The following is a 17,382-nucleotide window of genomic DNA, read 5'->3' as shown; positions in this document are numbered from 1 at the left end:
TAAAAAATTTTTTAGTTTTTTTGTTTACAGAGTTAAAAACTGGATATAAAATTGTAGTAAAAGGATTTTTATCCTACTAATTGTATTAAGTAAATAATTGTTAACAATTTATTAATACGGTAAAAACCCATTGACGTTTATTGGCATTTATGGTACGATAAGATTGAATAATGTCGAACATTGTTTTGAATTAACTTGTTTTCAGGGGGGTGGAACTTATATGAAATCAACAGGCATAGTTAGAAAGGTTGACGAACTGGGTAGAGTTGTTTTGCCTATCGAGTTGAGAAGAACTCTCGACATCGCAGAAAAAGACGCTCTCGAAATATATGTGGACGAGGAGTCAATCATTCTGAAAAAATACGAGCCTGCTTGCATTTTCTGTGACAATGCAAAGGGCATCACCGTTTTCAAAGGCAAAAACATCTGTCCAGATTGTTTAAAGGAATTAAAGAATTTATAATTTATAGCCTCGCGAATGCATAAAATCCGACTTTTATAAAAAGTCGGATTTTATGTTTTCCGCATATATTGCGCATATACTTCCCTTTTCGTTATGCCCCTGTCCTTTGCCACCAGTTTCATTGCTTCTTTTTTGTCATAGCCCTGACTGAGATAGAAATTCATATGCTCATCCAGACTAACCGAAAGCCAGTCCTCTTTTTCGCAGTCATCCTTTTTCGGCGCGCCTTCAATAACCAGAACCATTTCGCCTTTCATCCTGTTACCCGATTTGAGACTTTCAATTATTTCCGACAGGGTTCCGCGGATTACCTCTTCGTATTTTTTTGTAAGCTCCCTGCATAAGGCGCCTTTTCTGTCCCCTAAAATCTCTTTCATTTCTTTCAATACATCCAGGCAATTGTGAGGGGATATATAAAAAACCATTGTCCGTCCTTCATCAATAAGCAGTTCCAGATATTTTTTCCTTTCGTTTTTATCATGGGGCAAAAATCCCTCAAAGGCAAACCTTCTGATTGGAAGACCGGACAGTACCAAAGCCGTTACCGACGCCGTACATCCCGGTATCACCGTTACGTTTATGTTATTCTCTATTGCAAGCCTTACCAAATCTTCACCCGGATCGGAAATTCCAGGTGTTCCTGCATCGGTTATAAGGGCTATGTTTTTCCCCTCAAGAAGATGTTTTATTATTTCCTCCCCTCGTTTGGTTTTATTATGCTCGAAATAACTTATAAGCGGTTTTTTTATTTCAAAATGATTCAGAAGTTTCAAAGAATGCCTTGTATCCTCCGCCGCTATCAAATCCACTTCCTTAAGGGTTTTCAGCGCCCGATAGGTTATGTCTTCCAGGTTACCAATGGGTGTGGCAACCAGATAAAGCGTTCCCGTTTTTACCTCTTCCATCCTTACAACCCTTTCATTCAATAATGGCCGAAGCATGTCTTGTGGCATGGCATCCTATGTTTACAGCCACAGGAAGCCCGGCTATATGCGTCGGATAAACCTCAATATTGACTCCCAGAGCCGTGGTATTCCCACCAAGACCGCCTGGGCCAATTCCCAGCCTGTTTATACTGCAAAGAAGTTCCCTTTCAAGTTCGGCGATATCGGGATCGGCGGATGAAGATCCGACCGGCCTGAGCAAGGCCTTTTTTGAAAGAAGGGCTGCCTTTTCCATCGTTCCGCCGATGCCCACCCCTACGATAACCGGCGGGCATGGGTTTGGGCCTGCGTCGCTTACCGTTTTTATAACAAAATCCCTGACACCGTCAATTCCGTCAGAAGGCTTGAGCATTTTCACCGCACTCATGTTTTCACTTCCAAAGCCTTTAGGGGCTACGTCAATTCTGATTTTATCGCCGTCAACAATTTCGGTATAAATTACCGCCGGTGTGTTATCGCCGGTATTTACGCGTTTAAGCGGATGTTTAACCACTGATGCCCTTAAATACCCTTTTCTGTATCCGCGCCGCACCCCCTCATTGACGGCATCATAAAGGTTACCACCGACTATGTGCACATCCTGGCCGACCTCAAGAAATACAACAGCCATACCTGTATCCTGACAAATGGCAATTCCTTCGTTTCTGGCTATATCGGCATTTTTTATAAGTATATCCAGCACCGTTTTTCCGTTTTCTGAATTTTCGGCGTTCAGAAAGGTTTTCATGGAATTGTAAATGTCGGGATTTAAATAATAATTCGCATCAATGCAAAGCTTTTCCACACATTCAGTAATTCTGTCCACATGAATTTCCTTCATAAATCCCATACCCCTGTCCAATAGTCATACGGTATTTGCCATTATAATTTTGTCTGCGTACAAAACCCAACGGGTATAAATTGTAACGGTTAAAGAATTACTGCGTCTTCTGTAAGAAGTTCCCGGCGGTTGAAACAATTATACACAAGAAAACTCCCAAAATCAAATTTTCGTTATTGGAAAATTACTATTGAAATGGCATTCGGGTATGTGTTAGTATTATAGGAAATAAAGCCGGTATTCTTTTACAGAAACCGGACGGATTCTTGAGCGTTTTATATTTCGACTTATATCCATAATAATTATGGAATAAGAACGGAGGGTTTGAGATGAATAACGAAAACGCAAAGTCAATGTTTACCGTTCGAAAGATCGCCGTTACAGGCGTACTTTCAGCGCTGTCCATCGTTCTTAATTTTACTCCGCTCGGGTATATCTATCTTCCCGGTCTTGCTGTTCAAATCACCACAATGCATTTGCCCGTAATAATTGGCGCGATATTGGAAGGGCCTGTTGCAGGGGCATTTATCGGTCTTATTTTCGGACTTTCAAGTTTTTACACTGCCGCCACTTCGCCGCTTCCTATAGCTTTTGCCTTTTTGAACCCTTTGGTTTCAATAGTGCCGAGAATTCTGATTGGTGTAGTGGCTTATTATGTTTATCATGCGATGGACAGGATACTGGGCGACAGGCGCACCGCAATATCAATCGGCACATCGGCGGTACTCGCCACCACAACAAACACCGTGGGTGTTTTGGGCACAATCTACCTTTTTTATGCGAAGCGGTACATTGAAGCTATGATATCAATGCTTGGTTTGCCCGAAACGACCAGCCCTTCATACATTTTTATATCCGCGGTGCCCAATTATATCGCTGAACTTATCGCTTCAGTGGTAATATGCATTCCGGTAGTGCTTGCCATTCGAAAAATACGGAATTAAACCGTTACTTTTATAAAGCTGATTTTCAGTGAGTTAGCTGTACATGTCCTTTCCGGTCAGTGGTTTTCATCCTCTGACCGGAAAAAATTATTATAAAAACGGGAGTCGGATTGACAATGATTCTTGGAATTGATATCGGAGGAAGTACGACAAAAATAACGGGTTTCAAGGATAACAAAATTATCAGCCCGATGATGGTGCGCGCAACCGACCCTGTTTCTTCCATGTACGGGGCGTTTGGCAAATTTATCGCTGTAAACCGCCTTCAGCTGTCGGACATTTCCTTCGTTATGATTACAGGTGTCGGAGCTTCATATATAAATGAGCGTATTTATCAAATCCCTACGGGAAAAGTGGAAGAGTTTTACGCTATAGGAATGGGCGGTCTTTTCCTGTCCGGCCTTTCAAAGGCTGTGATTGTAAGCATGGGAACGGGTACTGCCTTTGTAAGGGCGGAAAAAAGCGGCAACGTGCAACACCTTGGCGGCACCGGCGTAGGCGGCGGCACGCTGCTGGGGCTGTCAAACAGAATGCTCAATATCCGGCATTTTGACGATTTGATTGAAATGGCCAAAAGCGGAAATCTTGAAAATGTCGACTTGCTCATTAAGGATATTACTATTGAAAAAATTGAAGGATTACCCCCTGAAACAACGGCATCCAATTTCGGAAAAATAAGCGATCTTGCCACAAAAAACGATATTGCCCTTGGCATTATCAATGTGGTATTCCAGACGATTGGAGTAATGTCCATTTTTGCGGCGCGAACAGATCAGACCCAAGATATTGTTTTAACGGGAAACCTTACAAATGTCCCGCAATCCCGTGAAATTATCAACGGACTTTCTAAGCTCCATCCCGAAAGATTCCACATACCCGAACATGCCGAATACGCCACCGCGCTGGGAGCGGCAATAGCTTATTCGTCAGGCGGAAAATACACCGAAATAAAATAATTGTCCGCTGAAATCCCTTAACTAAAAGAATAACAGTAAACAGGTAACTAATCCCGGAATTCCAGCTCAAAGGAATTCCGGGAATTTTGATCCCCTATCACCTTTACAACCGAAAACCGGTAATTTTCTTTCAGAAAATCAACATTCCTTCTGTTTTGGCCCGTAACCAGTGATACGTCAGAAGGGGCCACGTGGATTATAAGCTTCCTTTTATTATGCATGGACGTTTTTTCAATTGTTTCGGTAATGCGGTCCAGCCATATTTTTGAATAAACAAGGGCGCCAAATGCGGGATGCACCGGACCTGCAACTATCTCATTTTCCCTTATAAGCTCTTCGGCATGAAGCCCTACCCTTATGACTTTTATACCGGCATTCTCATACATGGGCACAAGTATACTGCACCACCGAACAGCCTCGTCCAGCGACAACGGGATGTATTTTCCGCCGATATATTCCTGTTCCAAAGCGGTGTCTCTTATCACCAATGTTGGATAAATTCTTGCCATATCGGGCTTGAGCTCAATAAGCCTTTTTGCCGTGTTTATGCTCTTTTCAAGGGTATCCCCCGGAAGCCCGAGCATTGTCTGAACTCCAAGGCAAAAGCCATAATCCTTAACCAGCCTGCATGCGGACAATGCAACCTCAGGAGAATAATTTCTGTTGCTTTTTTGCAGTACTTCTTCATCCAGGCTCTGTATTCCCAGTTCAATAACTTTGACCGGGTATTCCCTTAAAAACGCCAATATTTCTTCATTAATATAGTCAGGCCGCGTTGAAAGCCTAATCCCTTCTGCTCGGCCTTCCTTTACATATTGGCGGGCAATGCCGAGGTATAGTTCCTGCCGGTGCCTTGGAAGCCCGGTAAAGCTTCCGCCGAAAAAGGCTATTTCACACCGGTCCCCTTCCTGTGTCGTTTTCAGATGCTCGTCTATTGTTTTTCTGACTTCCCCTTCAGAAGGTGCGCGGACATGGCCGCTTATTTTTCTTTGATTGCAGAACGCACAATCATTCGGGCATCCCTCATGGGGTATGAAAATGGGAATGTTTATGTGCCTGCTCATAACTCAACTGCCTCTGCCTTAATTCTGTTCAGTGCGTCGCCTGCGGCCTTCTGCTCGGCCTCCTTCTTTGTCTTTCCCGTTCCCTGACCCATCTGTTCACCGTTAACCAGGACCGCAACGGTGAATACTTTGTCATGATCGGGACCGGTTTCGGAAATGACGATATATTTAATATTGGAATTGCTGCTTTTCTGAACCTCTTCCTGCAGCTTTGTCTTATAATCACTGAACAGGGTGCCGTTGATTGCTTTTTCGTAATTTTCCTTGAGAAAACGGCTTACAAAATCACTTGCTGGTTCAAGGCCGCCATCAAGGTAAATACTGCCTATTATCGCTTCCATGGCGTCGGCAAGGATTGACGGTCTCTTACGTCCGCCCATAATCTCTTCGCCTTTTCCGAGCAGCAAAACCTCACCGACATTTAACTTTTTTGCGCATTCCGATAAAGATGCTTCTGATACGACTGAAGCCCTGAGTTTTGACATTTCGCCTTCAGGCATGTCGGAAACTTCTTTAAACAGCCTGTCGGTGATCAGGAAGTTTAATACGGAATCGCCGAGAAATTCAAGCCGTTCATTGCTGCTGAGCCCTTCGCGGCGGTGTTCATAGGCATAGGAACTGTGGATTATTGCCTGAAGTGCTTTACTTTTGTCCTTATAAACATACCCAATATTTTTCTCCAGCAGGTTAACACGCTCCAAATCGGAATTCTTCAAAATAACAACCTCCTTAAAAATCCTGAAAGCCCGCCACATTTTGTAAAACAATTCCCTGTGCCGAAAGCTGCAAGGATTCATTCGTATTTTTTCATTATAATTACCGCATTATGACCTCCGAATCCCAAAGCATTTGACAAAGCATAACGGATGTCCTGTTTTCTCCCTTTGTTTGGCACATAATCCAAATCGCATTCCTCATCGGGATTATCCAAATGTATCGTCGGCGGAATAAAGCCTTCCTTCAGAGCCATTGCGGTAATAATCGCCTCAATGCCGCCGGCAGCCCCAAGCAAATGCCCTGTCATGGATTTTGTCGAACTCACCGCCAGTTTATAGGCATGCTCGCCAAAAACCTTTTTAATAACCTTGGTTTCAGCGGGGTCATTCAACGGGGTTGAAGTTCCGTGGGCATTTATATAGTCAATATCTTCAGGCTTTATGCCCGCATCGGCCAAAGCAAACTGCATTGCCTTAATTCCGCCCGCGCCTTCAGGATGCGGTGCGGTGATATGATAAGCGTCACATGTACATCCGTAGCCAACAATTTCGGCTATAATATCGGCCCCTCTTCTTAATGCATGCTCAAGTTCTTCAAGGACAAGTATCCCGGCCCCTTCACCCATCACAAAACCGTTACGGTCTTTGTCAAAGGGCCTGCACGCCGTTTCAGGATTGGGATCGGTTGCCATTGCCTTAGCAGCCGCAAAACCGGCAAAGGACAGTTGTGTCAGCGCAGCCTCAGAACCTCCGGTAATCATTACGTCGGCAAGTCCGTTCCTTATGGCATGAAATGCATCGCCTATAGCGTTGTTCGCCGTAGCACATGCCGTTATCACACATTCGTTAAAACCGCAAACACCAAATTTAATAGCCACCTGTCCCGACGCCATATTCGCAATCATCATCGGAACAAAAAACGGGCTTACTCGTGAAGGTCCTTTTTCCATCAGGACTTCCTTCTGCTCTTCAAGAGTCTGTATTCCGCCTATTCCCGAGCCGATTATGACACCGACACGGAAAGGATCCTCCTGTGAAAAGTCGAGCCTTGCTTCTTCCACTGCCATAATTGCCGCAGCCATTGCATACTGAGTAAAAAGATCCATTCTTTTTGCTTCTTTTTTATCCATATACAAAGTGGGATCAAAATCAGTTATCTCAGACGCAACCTTGGTTTCCAACGTACTGCAGTCAAACTTCGTCACCCGGGTTATTCCGTTCTTTCCCTCTTTTATCGCATTCCAGAATGTTTTGGTGTCTTTCCCGAGAGCATGAATTACGCCTGTTCCTGTTATTACTACCCGCCTTGCCATTTTAACATCCTCCCTGCATATCTTTTTTAAACCGGAACCGGTATTTATCACAAACAATCAGTTGTATTATAAAAAAAGCCCCACCATTGTGGGACTTTTTTTATTCAACTGTAATCAGGAAGTATGTGCTTTAATATACTCTACAGCATCTCCAACTGTTACAATCTTCTCCGCATCCTTGTCTGGTATTTCCAGGTCAAATTCTTCCTCCAAAGCCATAATCAACTCAACAATATCCAAAGAGTCAGCTCCCAAGTCGTCGATGAAGGAGGCTTCCATTGTTACCTCACTTTCGTCCACACCAAGCTGATCTACTATAATTTCTTTTACTTTCTCAAATATCACGTTTTTCACCCCCTTCCAGACAGGAATCATACACCTATAGTATTTCTATCAACATTGATAATATTACATAACCATTCCACCGTCAATATTAATTACCTGCCCGGTAATATATCTGGCCATATCCGATGCCAGGAAAACCACCGCATCCGCCACTTCGGAAGGAGTCCCGGCCCTCCGGAGCGGAATTGCGGCGAGGAATTTTTCCCTGATTTCATTGGATAAACCGCTTGTCATATCAGTTTCGATAAACCCCGGGGCTACGGCATTGCAGGTGATGCCCCATGACCCCATCTCTTTTGCAACTGCCTTTGTGAAGCCTATCAATCCGGCTTTTGATGCTGCGTAATTTGTTTGTCCTGCATTTCCCGTTATTCCCACCACAGAGGAAATGTTAATTATTTTCCCCTGCCTCTTCCTCATCATGATTTTTGTTGCCGCTTTCGTGCACAAATACGCACTCTTTAGGTTCACGTCAATAACCGTATCCCAGTCTTCGTCATTCATTCTGACAAGCAGTTTGTCCCTCGTTATACCCGCGTTATTCACCAACACGTCAATTGTGCCGAAAGTTTCTACCGCAAAGTCGATAAGAGCCTTTGCATTCCCCGGATCGCTTATGTCGCCTTCAAAGGCCTTAACGCTATAACCCTTCTCAACCAATTCCCTTTCGGTATCAAAAACACTTTTTGAAGTGCCGTTAATAACAACATTTGCGCCAAGGGCAGCAAACTTTTCGGCTATCGCTTTTCCGATTCCCCTGCTTGAACCGGTGACCACCACTGTTTTCCCCGTAAAATCCATTTTCCGCTCCCCTTTATACATCAGAATAAATTTGAGTGTTCTTAAACACTCATCTCAGTTCACGCAATGTATTTTCAAGGGAGGACATGTCTTCCACATTCAGTGTCCTCACGTTTTTATCAATCTTTTTTACAAATCCGCTGAGCACTTTCCCGGGGCCTATTTCAACAAACGTATCAACGCCGTTGCCAACCATAGTTCTTACACAATCCTCCCACAAAACAGGGTTTGATACCTGCTTGTAAAGAGATTCCCTTACATATTCCGCAGAAGGCACAACTTCACCGTTTACGTTTGCAACAACCGGAACCTTCATTTCATGTATCTGAACTTTTTCCAGCTCTGCCTTGAGTTTTTCGGCTGCCGGTGCCATAAGACTGCAATGGAACGGCGCACTTACGGCCAATGGCACTGCCCTTTTCGCCCCGAGCTCAACGGCGATTGCCGCCGCTTTTTCAACAGCCTTCGCCTCACCAGATATTACAATCTGCCCCGGGCAGTTAAAATTGGCCGGTTCAACAACCCCTTCATCTTTAGCCATCGCACACGCATCCAGTACCTGTTCCCTTGAAAGGCCGATTATTGCAACCATGGAACCAACGCCCACCGGGACGGCTTCCTGCATGAATCTGCCACGTAGTTTCAGCAGCCTGACCGCATCACGAAACAAGAAGGTCCCCGAATACACATGGGCAGCATATTCACCAAGACTTAATCCTGCTGTAAAATCGGCCTGAATACCCTCTATCAGCAAAGGCTGAAGACACGCAATACTTACAGTTACAATCGCCGGCTGGGTATTTTCGGTTATTTTCAAAGTTTCCTCATCGCCGTCAAAAACCATCTTTCCAATGTCAAACCCAAGAGCTTCCGACGCTTCGTGGAAAATTTCAGCAGCTTCTGGGAAATGATCGCATATTTCTTTTGCCATTCCTACATACTGGGATCCCTGACCCGGAAAAATAAATGCAATTTTACCCATTTTCCACCCTCCGTTAAAACTATTTTCCCCATGTCAGCAGTATTGATCCACAGGTAAGTCCTCCTCCGAAAGCAACCAGTACCACTGTGTCGCCTTCCTTAAGTCTTCCGCTTTTACTTTCCATGTCCAGTGCGACGGGAATCGACGCGGACGATATATTGCCCGTTTCATGAAGGATCACCGACAGTTTTCCCTCATCAATCTCCAGCCTCTTCGCCGCGCTGCTTATAATCCTGAGGTTTGCCTGATGGGGCACAATCAGATCCACTTCGTCTATTGTAATATTTGCTTTATCAATAACTGCCCTGACCGATTCGGCCATTGCTTTTACAGCAAAGGTAAACACTTCGCCACCGTCCTGCCAGATAACCCTTTCCTTTCCCGCCCTTCTTTTTTGCCGTTCTTCTTCGGGTATATAGCAGCATGGAATTGTCAGGTTGTGGCCAAGGTTGCCGAAAGCCGCAAGGTAGCTTTTCCTGATTCCGAACCTCTTATCCACTCTTCCCATAACAACAGCGCCCGCCGCATCACCGAACAGGACACAGGTACTTCTGTCTTCCCAGTCTACAATGCGGCTGAGCCCTTCGTTCGCAACGATTAATACATGTCTGTAATAACCCGTTTGTATAAACTGCTGGGCGACAGTCATTGCATAAACAAACCCTGTGCAGGCGGCGTTTACGTCAATTGCCGCAGCCCTTTCGGCATTTATTTCTCTTTGGATCAGACATGCCATTGAAGGCGAAAGGTAATCAGGAACTTCTGTTGAAACAATGATCAAATCAATATCCATAGGTGTTAGACCTGCATCCTGAATAGCAAGCCGAGCGGCTTCAGCACCCATGACATACGACGGAGTATTCTCATCCAGCAGGTGCCTTTTTTTCATGCCTGTACGCCTTACTATCCATTCATCCGACGTATCTACCATTTTTTCAAGATCGCTGTTGGTGAGAATTCTGCCAGGCAAATATTTGCCTGTACCGAGGATGCCGATGCCAAAATCAACCATATTAAACCTCCATATTTCCTATTCTTTCCCTGATTTTTTCGATAAACCCGCTGCTGGAAATGGCGTATGCGTTTATTATGGTATTCTGTATTGCTCTGGCAGTGCTGTTACCATGGCATTTGAAAATCAAACCGTTGGCGCCAAGTATCGGTGTACCGCCCGTAATTTCAGGATCCACGCTGTCTTTTAGCTTTTTCAGGTGAGTCTTTACAAGGAGGGCGGAAATTTTGGAAAAAAGGCTTCTGTTAAAAATTCTTTTCATATGATGGAAAAAGTATTTTCCCGTACCTTCCATCATTTTCAGCATGGCATTACCGGTAAAGCCGTCGCAGACAGCCACGTCTACCTTTCCTTCGGCAATATCCCTTCCTTCAATATTGCCGATGAAGTTCAGATCACATTTCCGAAGTAATGACAGTGCTTCCCTCAACGTATTATTTCCCTTTTCATCTTCTGTTCCTATATTCACAAGGCCAATCCTTGGGTTTTCTCTTTTGTAAACATGCTCCATGTAAGCCGAGCCCATGACGGCGAACTGAACATAGTTTACAGGCCTGCACTGCGTGTTCATCCCCGCATCCACTATCATTGTACCTCCGCACATTGAAGGCACAACCGGCGCCAGTGCCGGCCTTAAAACACCTTTTATAGTACCCGCCACAAGCAGAGTTCCTACCAGCAATGCGCCAGTGCTGCCGGCGGAAATAAATATCTCCCCTTCATTATTCCTTATTTTCCCAAGGCCTATAACCATTGACGAATTTTTTTTGTGTCGTATCGCCTCGGTGGGTTTGTCGTCATTGTATATTACTTCGGGCGCATGGGTTATTAAAATACGGTTACCGTTGTATCCGTACTTGTTTAAATACTTTTCTATTTCCTCTTCTATTCCGATAAGCTCTATATCAAACCCTTCCTTTGACTTCAGAGCTTCAATACATCCCTTCACTATTTCCTCGGGTGCATTGTCACCACCCATTGCATCCACCATAATCCTCATTCAAATTCAGTCCTTCCCCGGAGGGTTTTCGGTTTTCAAAGCTTCGACGTTATTAACATTAACGTTTCCGTCGGTTTTGCCGTCATCAATCGATACCAGTATGAATTTTCCCCTGAACACTTCCTGTTGCCTGTGGTAAATGAAAACCCACACAATATAGCTTTTGTTTCTGGCCCGTTTAACCGTTGCCTTTGCCACAAGTTTAGAACCGGCATAAACAGGAATTTTGTATTTTATATTTGCAACTCCCACCAGGGCCACTTCGGCATCTATAACGGCAATTGCAAGAGACTCGGCCAAAGAGTATATATAATGGCCTCGCACTATTTTTGACTGTGAAAATACCATTTCATCGGTTGTTTCCAAAATGGAAATACCGCTTTCGCCAAGCTTTATTTCCACTATTTCCCCTATTATTTCATCAGCCTGTAAAGCCCTTACTTTCTGGTGATTTAACGAAGCAACCTCCCTAATTCTTTGCCGAAGCTCGGGTATGCCCAGCTCCAGCCTGTCCAGACGGACCGTGGGCACACTTACATCGAGATATTCGGCTATATCCTCATCTGTCATGAACGGATCCTCTTTTATTATCTCTAAAAGCTTTTTCTGTCTTTCCTTTTTAGCCTTCGAGCTTTTGTTCAAATGCAACACCCTGCTTCCCCGAGCCATTAAATTTATGACCAACTAATATGTTCTGCTGTTATGAGTATATAATATTTCATTCAGGAATGCAATAGTTTAATTATAAAAAATGTAGATTTAAATGACTAATTTTTAATTCTGTCCCAATTGCTCTTAAGATAATCATATCCCGAGTAAATGGTCAGAATAACCGCAACCCACAAAAGGATTTGACCCACGGGTATACGCGTAAAAAGGGAAAACGGGAAATCACGCAGGAGAATAAAAAACACAGCAAGCATCTGAATAAAAGTTTTCGCTTTTCCCTTGTTGCTTGCGGCAATTACAACACCGTCTCCCGCGGCAATAATCCGGATACCGGTAACGGTAAACTCCCGGGCAATTATAATAACCGCCGGCCACGCGGAAATATCCCCGAGTTGTATAAGGGCCATCAATGCTGATGTTACCAGCAGCTTGTCCGCAATAGGATCCAGAAATTTGCCAAAGGTGGTAATTGAATTCTGTTTGCGCGCTATAACACCGTCAAGATAATCGGTAAAAGACGCCAAAACAAATACGACAGCGGCTATGAGCCTTCCTGTTTCAGGCCGTATCGGCAAAAGGGTTCTGCCGTTATACACCGGCAGAAGCAGAATTAAAAAAAACGGTATCAAAAAAACTCTGAACAGCGTAATCTTATTTGGCAAATTCATTATAAAAACATCCCCCTCGCGAAACTAATCATAAACCACTTCTCCGACAAGATCCATGCCGTTGGTGGCCAGTATCCTTACATTCACAAATGAGCCGATATCTACCGGCTTTTCCGAGGTAAAGTATATCACCGGATCAATCTCGGGGGCCTCACCGTAAGAACGGCCGAAATAAAAAATACCGTCATCCGCCACGCCTTCCGCCAGTACCTCATAAACCCGTCCCACTCGTTTTTCAATAAGGGGTTTAACCAACTCCTGCTGCAGGAGAATTATCTCTTCCCTCCGTTTCCGCTTTACCGATTCTTTTACATGGTTCTTCATTTTCGCCGCAGGAGTGCCCTCCTCACGGGAATATGCAAACACCCCCAGCCTGTCAAAGGAATATTTCTTAATAAAGTCCTTAAGTATATTGAAATCCTCCTCGGTCTCACCGGGAAAACCGGTTATAAGCGTGGTTCTGAGCACAATGTCAGGTATCTCGGTACGCAGTTTAACAATAAGCTCGGCAAGTTCCTTTTTTCCGGTTCTCCTGCCCATAGCTCTGAGGATTTTATCCGACGCGTGCTGAATTGGAATGTCCAGATACTTCAAAAGTTTCGGGTTACTTTTGAATTCATTTACCAATTCTTCGGTCACTCTTTCGGGATAACAGTATAACAGTCTTATCCACTTTAAATCCGCAATTTCCGATAATCTTCCGATAAGTTCCACAAGCCTGCATTCCCCATACCTGTCTTCTCCGTATCTGGTCACATCCTGGGCTATAAGAATAAGTTCCCTTGCGCCGGCTTCAACAAGCCTTTCAGCTTCAGATACAATGCTTTCAACCGTCCTGCTCCTGAACGGACCGCGTAAATACGGAATAATGCAGTATGTACAGTGATTGCTGCATCCTTCCGCTATTTTCAGGTATTGCGACCGGCCTGACTGGGAAAGCATCCTGATATTGTCAAGATAGTCCACATCCTTCGGATCATTGACAAAAAGCTTTCTTCGGCCTTCGCCCTTCACATGTTCACTGATAACCTGCCGTATTTCCTGAATATTACCCGTTCCGACAACGGCATCAACTTCGGGAATTTCTTTGATGATTTCATCTTTATATCTCTGTGCCATGCAGCCTGTAACTATAAGGGCTTTCAGATTTCCTGTCTTTTTGTACAGGGAAGCATTCAGAATTGCGTCAATGGCTTCCTCCTTTGCATCATTGATAAAGGCGCATGTGTTTACTATAATCGCATCTGCGGTGCTGAGGTCGGTGGTAATCAAATATTCGTCCTTGTTCAGCATTCCAAGCATTATTTCACTGTCCACGAGATTTTTCGGACAGCCGAGAGATATACATCCTACCTTAATCTGCATATAAACCTCCAAAAACATTGTTTCTATACCAGAGTATTTTAAGCATATCAAAATAATATACCATTTTCCAGCATAATAAAAGGCCGGTTGAATAACCGACCTTTTTAACCCGTATAAACCGTTAAAAATTAAGTCTTGAGGCCTTTAACACTCCTTCAATTTGTAAAAGTTTTTGCAGTATTTCATCGGACACTTCGGTATCGACACTCACAAAGGACACTGCCTTTTCTCCCTTTCTGTTCCGGCTCCATTGCATTGCTGCTATGTTTATGTTGTTTTCCCCAAGCAGCGTGCCGACCTTTCCGATAATCCCGGGAACGTCTATATTCTGAAGAGCCAGTACATGGGGGGTGGGCTCAAAGTCAAGCTTGTATCCAAAGAAATCAACAATTCTTATAACATCCTTCGCAAACACCGTACCCGACACCGAAAGATCCCTGTTCGGAGTGGTAAATTTCACCGTTATCAGGTTTGTATACTTATCAAGATGCGAGCTCTTGCTTTCAACCAGTTTAACCCCCAGTTCCCTGAGTTTTAATTCGGCGTTGATATATGTCACATCGGGATCGCCGGCACTGTTGAGGAAGCCCTTAACCGCCGCGAGAGTTATGGCTTTGGTTGCAATGTTGGCTATGTCGCCGCTGTATATTACTTCAATTTTCGTAACCCTGTCCTTCTCGGCCTGGTAGTAAATGCTTCCAAGTTTCTCCGCCAGGTCGATATACGGTCTCAGCTGATTTATATCCCCTGATACCGGAGGCATATTAACCGCGGGTACCAGTTCACCGTTCAAAACCCCTTCAACCAGTTTTGCGACACCGATACTTACATTATAGTTCGCCTCTTTTGTAGACGCCCCGAGATGCGGGGTGTAAACAACATTTTCAAGGTCAAGCAGCGGATTCCAGAAGTCCTGCTCTTCCGGGCTCTTTGTATAATTTGGCTCCTTTTCCAGAACATCCAGTGCAGCCGCTGCGACATGACCTTCGACTATGGCGTTGTAAAGGGCTTTTTCGTCGATCATGCCGCCTCTGGCGACATTCACTATACGTACTCCCTTTTTGCACATTTTAAGTTCTTTTTCACCGATTAATCCCACATTCTGCGGACTTTTCGGTATATGTAACGTTATCACGTCGGAAACCTTTAAAAGTTCTTCAAGGTTTTCACATCTTGTAATACCCAGCTGTTCAAATTTTTCGTCGGCAACGTATGGGTCATACCCCACAACCTTCATGCCAATTCCAAGAAGTTTCCTTGCAACGATTGTACCGATTTTGCCCACACCGATTATTCCCGCGGTCTTTCCCTCAAGTTCCTCGCCGACAAACTTGTTTCGCCTGAAATCCCTGTTTTTCGCGGCATGATGCGCCTGAGGGATATTTCTGAAAATGGCAAATATCATTGCCACCGTCAGCTCGGCCGCTGCCATAATATTTCCTTCGGGCGTGTTAACTACGGCTATACCCCTCTTTGTGCATTCCTCCACGTCAATGTTGTCAACGCCGTTTCCGGCTCTGCCCACGACTTTCAGATTCTTTCCGCGTTCAATAACATCCTTTGTTACTTTTGTAGCGCTTCGTACTATAAGGGCGTCATAATTTTCTATTACCTGAAGCAACTCCTCCTGAGAAATTCCAAATGGTGTATCCACCTCAAATCCTTTGCTTTTCAAATATTCAATCCCGTCCGGTGCCATTTTGTCGGTTACTATTATTCTCGCCATGGAATACCCCTCCTAAAAAAATAAGTCAAACCAAATTGTTTGACCTCTGAAAAAGTGCAGTATATTCATTCAGGAATTCAGCCATATGCCAAACCCCCTGAATCCTCTGTCCTTTTGCCTGAGAGATACACCCATAACGGGCTTGCCCCTTCGGCGCCATACCTGGTCTCTCCAGAGGTCCGTCCGACTGAAGTCTTTTAACCTGAGAGATTTACTCCTTCGGTGTGCCCTGCGGCAGCTCTCCTTCAGTCATCATCCGGCTGTATTCAGTTTGCTTTACTAATTATTGTTATTTATATATTACTATTAAAATTCCAAAAGTCAATAGTTTCTGTTAATATTTTATCAATCTATTTAAAGTTTTTCTCGCCCTGCCGTGAAAAAGGTCTTTTCAGATTGAGCGATGCACCGGCAAACTATGTAATTGTGCCCGGCATACAAAAAATCCCAGAATACCGGGTCCTGCATCTACGTCAGTCTCAGTCCGTCGGTTATTATCTCCCATTTTACCTCCGGCCCTTCCTTTTCGGACGTTATGGCGATAATTCTGTTTCCCGGCGTGAATTCAGGGTTCAGATACACTTTCGGGTTTGTTGAAATCAACCTTTCAACGGTATACGTATTATTATCGTTTCTCAGGAGGATAACCTTCTCACCGTTTATTACCACTTCCATCCGTTCCTGTTTGTTTTCGGAATAATACAACTGTTCAAAAGGTACTATTGAGTATATCATTTGCGGTTATCCCCTTTCTTTTTCTTCTCTATTAGCTCGTCAAGCTTTTTCAGCGCCGATGAAAGACCTCCCACTTCGTCTATGATACCGTGCTCAACTGCTTCGTGCCCGAACAAAATGGTTCCGACGTCATTTGCCAGTTCTCCCGTTTTTAGCATTAATTTTCTGAATGCATCCTTTGAAATTTTTGAATTCTTCGCAACAAACTCCACAACCCGTTCCTGCATTCTTTCAAAATATTCAAAGGTCTGGGGAACTCCTATTATCATACCGCTAAGCCGAAGGGGATGTATTGTCATCGTCGCGGACGGCGCAATGAAAGAATAATTGGTCGACACCGCCATCGGCACTCCAATACTGTGTCCCCCGCCCAGAACCAGTGAAACCGTCGGTTTTGACATCGATGCAATCATTTCAGCGATGGCAAGCCCTGCCTCCACGTCTCCGCCTACGGTATTCAGGATAAGCAAGAGACCGTCAATCTTTTCATCATCCTCAATCGCCACCAGTTGAGGCAAAACATGCTCATATTTTGTGGTTTTGTTCTGAGGGGGTAAAACCACATGGCCTTCTATCTGGCCTATAATGGTAAGGCAGTGTATATTCCTTCCTTTTTCCTTAACCTCGACGGTTCCCATTTCCTTTATATTTTGCATTTTTTCATTCGAAGACTGCTGTTCATTTCCGCCGGTTTCCTTACTTTCGTTTTTTTCTTCGCTGGCGGCCTGCTTTGCAAACAATATTCCCGAATCCAAAAAAATAACCTCCCCAAAACTTATCTTAGATAAGTTTTGGTCAAACGGCCATAAAATATTCCTTCATTAAACATGAAAATTTTACCGTTGCCTTTTAACTTAAA

The 17,382-nt window shown here is 44.2% G+C and carries 19 protein-coding genes and 2 riboswitches; of the genes, 3 read left to right on the top strand and 16 right to left on the bottom strand.

Annotated elements, in window-relative coordinates; genetic code table 11:
• Window positions 1-220 precede the first annotated feature (220 nt).
• Window positions 221-463, top strand: coding sequence for an AbrB/MazE/SpoVT family DNA-binding domain-containing protein (locus tag CST_RS05475; protein WP_015358849.1), 243 nt, complete (start codon window positions 221-223; stop codon window positions 461-463).
• A gap of 50 nt (window positions 464-513) precedes the next feature.
• Here CST_RS05475 and rsmI read toward each other — a convergent pair whose 3' ends face one another.
• Window positions 514-1,404, bottom strand: a complete 891-nt coding sequence (gene rsmI, locus CST_RS05470; protein WP_237266378.1) for a 16S rRNA (cytidine(1402)-2'-O)-methyltransferase — start codon at window positions 1,402-1,404, stop codon at window positions 514-516.
• Complete coding sequence (locus CST_RS05465; RefSeq protein WP_015358847.1) at window positions 1,382-2,227, bottom strand: fumarate hydratase; 846 nt, start codon at window positions 2,225-2,227, stop codon at window positions 1,382-1,384. Before CST_RS05465 ends, rsmI begins: the two co-directional genes overlap by 23 nt.
• A 329-nt stretch (window positions 2,228-2,556) precedes the next feature.
• Here CST_RS05465 and CST_RS05460 point away from each other — a divergent pair, with 329 nt between their 5' ends.
• Window positions 2,557-3,171 carry an ECF transporter S component gene (locus tag CST_RS05460; protein WP_015358846.1) on the top strand — a complete coding sequence of 205 codons (615 nt, stop codon included), beginning with the start codon at window positions 2,557-2,559 and terminating at the stop codon, window positions 3,169-3,171.
• Between the two features lie 116 nt (window positions 3,172-3,287).
• Window positions 3,288-4,127, top strand: coding sequence for a type II pantothenate kinase (gene coaW / locus CST_RS05455; RefSeq protein ID WP_015358845.1), 840 nt, complete (start codon window positions 3,288-3,290; stop codon window positions 4,125-4,127).
• A 47-nt stretch (window positions 4,128-4,174) separates the two neighbouring features.
• Here coaW and CST_RS05450 read toward each other — a convergent pair whose 3' ends face one another.
• The 14 genes from CST_RS05450 to CST_RS05385 form a co-directional block, all read right to left on the bottom strand.
• On the bottom strand, window positions 4,175-5,191 hold the full coding sequence (locus CST_RS05450; RefSeq protein WP_015358844.1) for an elongator complex protein 3: 1,017 nt from the start codon (window positions 5,189-5,191) through the stop codon (window positions 4,175-4,177).
• Window positions 5,188-5,907, bottom strand: a complete 720-nt coding sequence (gene rnc, locus CST_RS05445; protein ID WP_015358843.1) for a ribonuclease III — start codon at window positions 5,905-5,907, stop codon at window positions 5,188-5,190. Before rnc ends, CST_RS05450 begins: the two co-directional genes overlap by 4 nt.
• 77 nt (window positions 5,908-5,984) lie before the next feature.
• A complete protein-coding gene (fabF, locus tag CST_RS05440) occupies window positions 5,985-7,220 on the bottom strand; it encodes a beta-ketoacyl-ACP synthase II (RefSeq protein ID WP_015358842.1) in 1,236 nt (411 codons plus the stop codon).
• A gap of 114 nt (window positions 7,221-7,334) precedes the next feature.
• Entirely contained in the window at window positions 7,335-7,565 is a 231-nt protein-coding gene (locus CST_RS05435; protein WP_015358841.1) for an acyl carrier protein, read from the bottom strand.
• Between the two features lie 63 nt (window positions 7,566-7,628).
• A complete protein-coding gene (fabG, locus tag CST_RS05430) occupies window positions 7,629-8,366 on the bottom strand; it encodes a 3-oxoacyl-[acyl-carrier-protein] reductase (RefSeq protein WP_015358840.1) in 738 nt (245 codons plus the stop codon).
• Window positions 8,367-8,415: 49 nt separating this feature from the next.
• On the bottom strand, window positions 8,416-9,348 hold the full coding sequence (gene fabD / locus CST_RS05425; protein WP_015358839.1) for an ACP S-malonyltransferase: 933 nt from the start codon (window positions 9,346-9,348) through the stop codon (window positions 8,416-8,418).
• A gap of 19 nt (window positions 9,349-9,367) precedes the next feature.
• Entirely contained in the window at window positions 9,368-10,360 is a 993-nt protein-coding gene (locus CST_RS05420) for a beta-ketoacyl-ACP synthase III (protein ID WP_015358838.1), read from the bottom strand.
• Window position 10,361: 1 nt separating this feature from the next.
• On the bottom strand, window positions 10,362-11,360 hold the full coding sequence (gene plsX / locus CST_RS05415) for a phosphate acyltransferase PlsX (RefSeq protein ID WP_015358837.1): 999 nt from the start codon (window positions 11,358-11,360) through the stop codon (window positions 10,362-10,364).
• 6 nt (window positions 11,361-11,366) lie between these two features.
• On the bottom strand, window positions 11,367-12,011 hold the full coding sequence (gene fapR, locus CST_RS05410; protein ID WP_015358836.1) for a transcription factor FapR: 645 nt from the start codon (window positions 12,009-12,011) through the stop codon (window positions 11,367-11,369).
• 116 nt (window positions 12,012-12,127) lie between these two features.
• Window positions 12,128-12,697, bottom strand: a complete 570-nt coding sequence (gene pgsA / locus CST_RS05405; RefSeq protein WP_015358835.1) for a CDP-diacylglycerol--glycerol-3-phosphate 3-phosphatidyltransferase — start codon at window positions 12,695-12,697, stop codon at window positions 12,128-12,130.
• Window positions 12,698-12,721: 24 nt separating this feature from the next.
• Window positions 12,722-14,062 carry a 30S ribosomal protein S12 methylthiotransferase RimO gene (gene rimO / locus CST_RS05400; RefSeq protein ID WP_015358834.1) on the bottom strand — a complete coding sequence of 447 codons (1,341 nt, stop codon included), beginning with the start codon at window positions 14,060-14,062 and terminating at the stop codon, window positions 12,722-12,724.
• Between the two features lie 121 nt (window positions 14,063-14,183).
• On the bottom strand, window positions 14,184-15,788 hold the full coding sequence (gene serA / locus CST_RS05395; RefSeq protein WP_015358833.1) for a phosphoglycerate dehydrogenase: 1,605 nt from the start codon (window positions 15,786-15,788) through the stop codon (window positions 14,184-14,186).
• A 103-nt stretch (window positions 15,789-15,891) separates the two neighbouring features.
• Window positions 15,892-15,966, bottom strand: a riboswitch (glycine riboswitch).
• A gap of 2 nt (window positions 15,967-15,968) precedes the next feature.
• Window positions 15,969-16,044: riboswitch (glycine riboswitch) on the bottom strand.
• A gap of 212 nt (window positions 16,045-16,256) precedes the next feature.
• Complete coding sequence (locus CST_RS05390) at window positions 16,257-16,523, bottom strand: YlzJ-like family protein (protein ID WP_015358832.1); 267 nt, start codon at window positions 16,521-16,523, stop codon at window positions 16,257-16,259.
• Entirely contained in the window at window positions 16,520-17,278 is a 759-nt protein-coding gene (locus CST_RS05385; RefSeq protein WP_015358831.1) for a ClpP family protease, read from the bottom strand. The genes CST_RS05390 and CST_RS05385 overlap by 4 nt, the downstream gene beginning before the upstream one ends.
• Between the last annotated feature and the right edge of the window lie 104 nt (window positions 17,279-17,382).

The sequence above is a fragment of the Thermoclostridium stercorarium subsp. stercorarium DSM 8532 genome (assembly GCF_000331995.1).
GTDB classification, from domain to species: domain Bacteria; phylum Bacillota; class Clostridia; order DSM-8532; family DSM-8532; genus Thermoclostridium; species Thermoclostridium stercorarium.
This window is presented reverse-complemented; position numbering and strand designations above follow the sequence as displayed.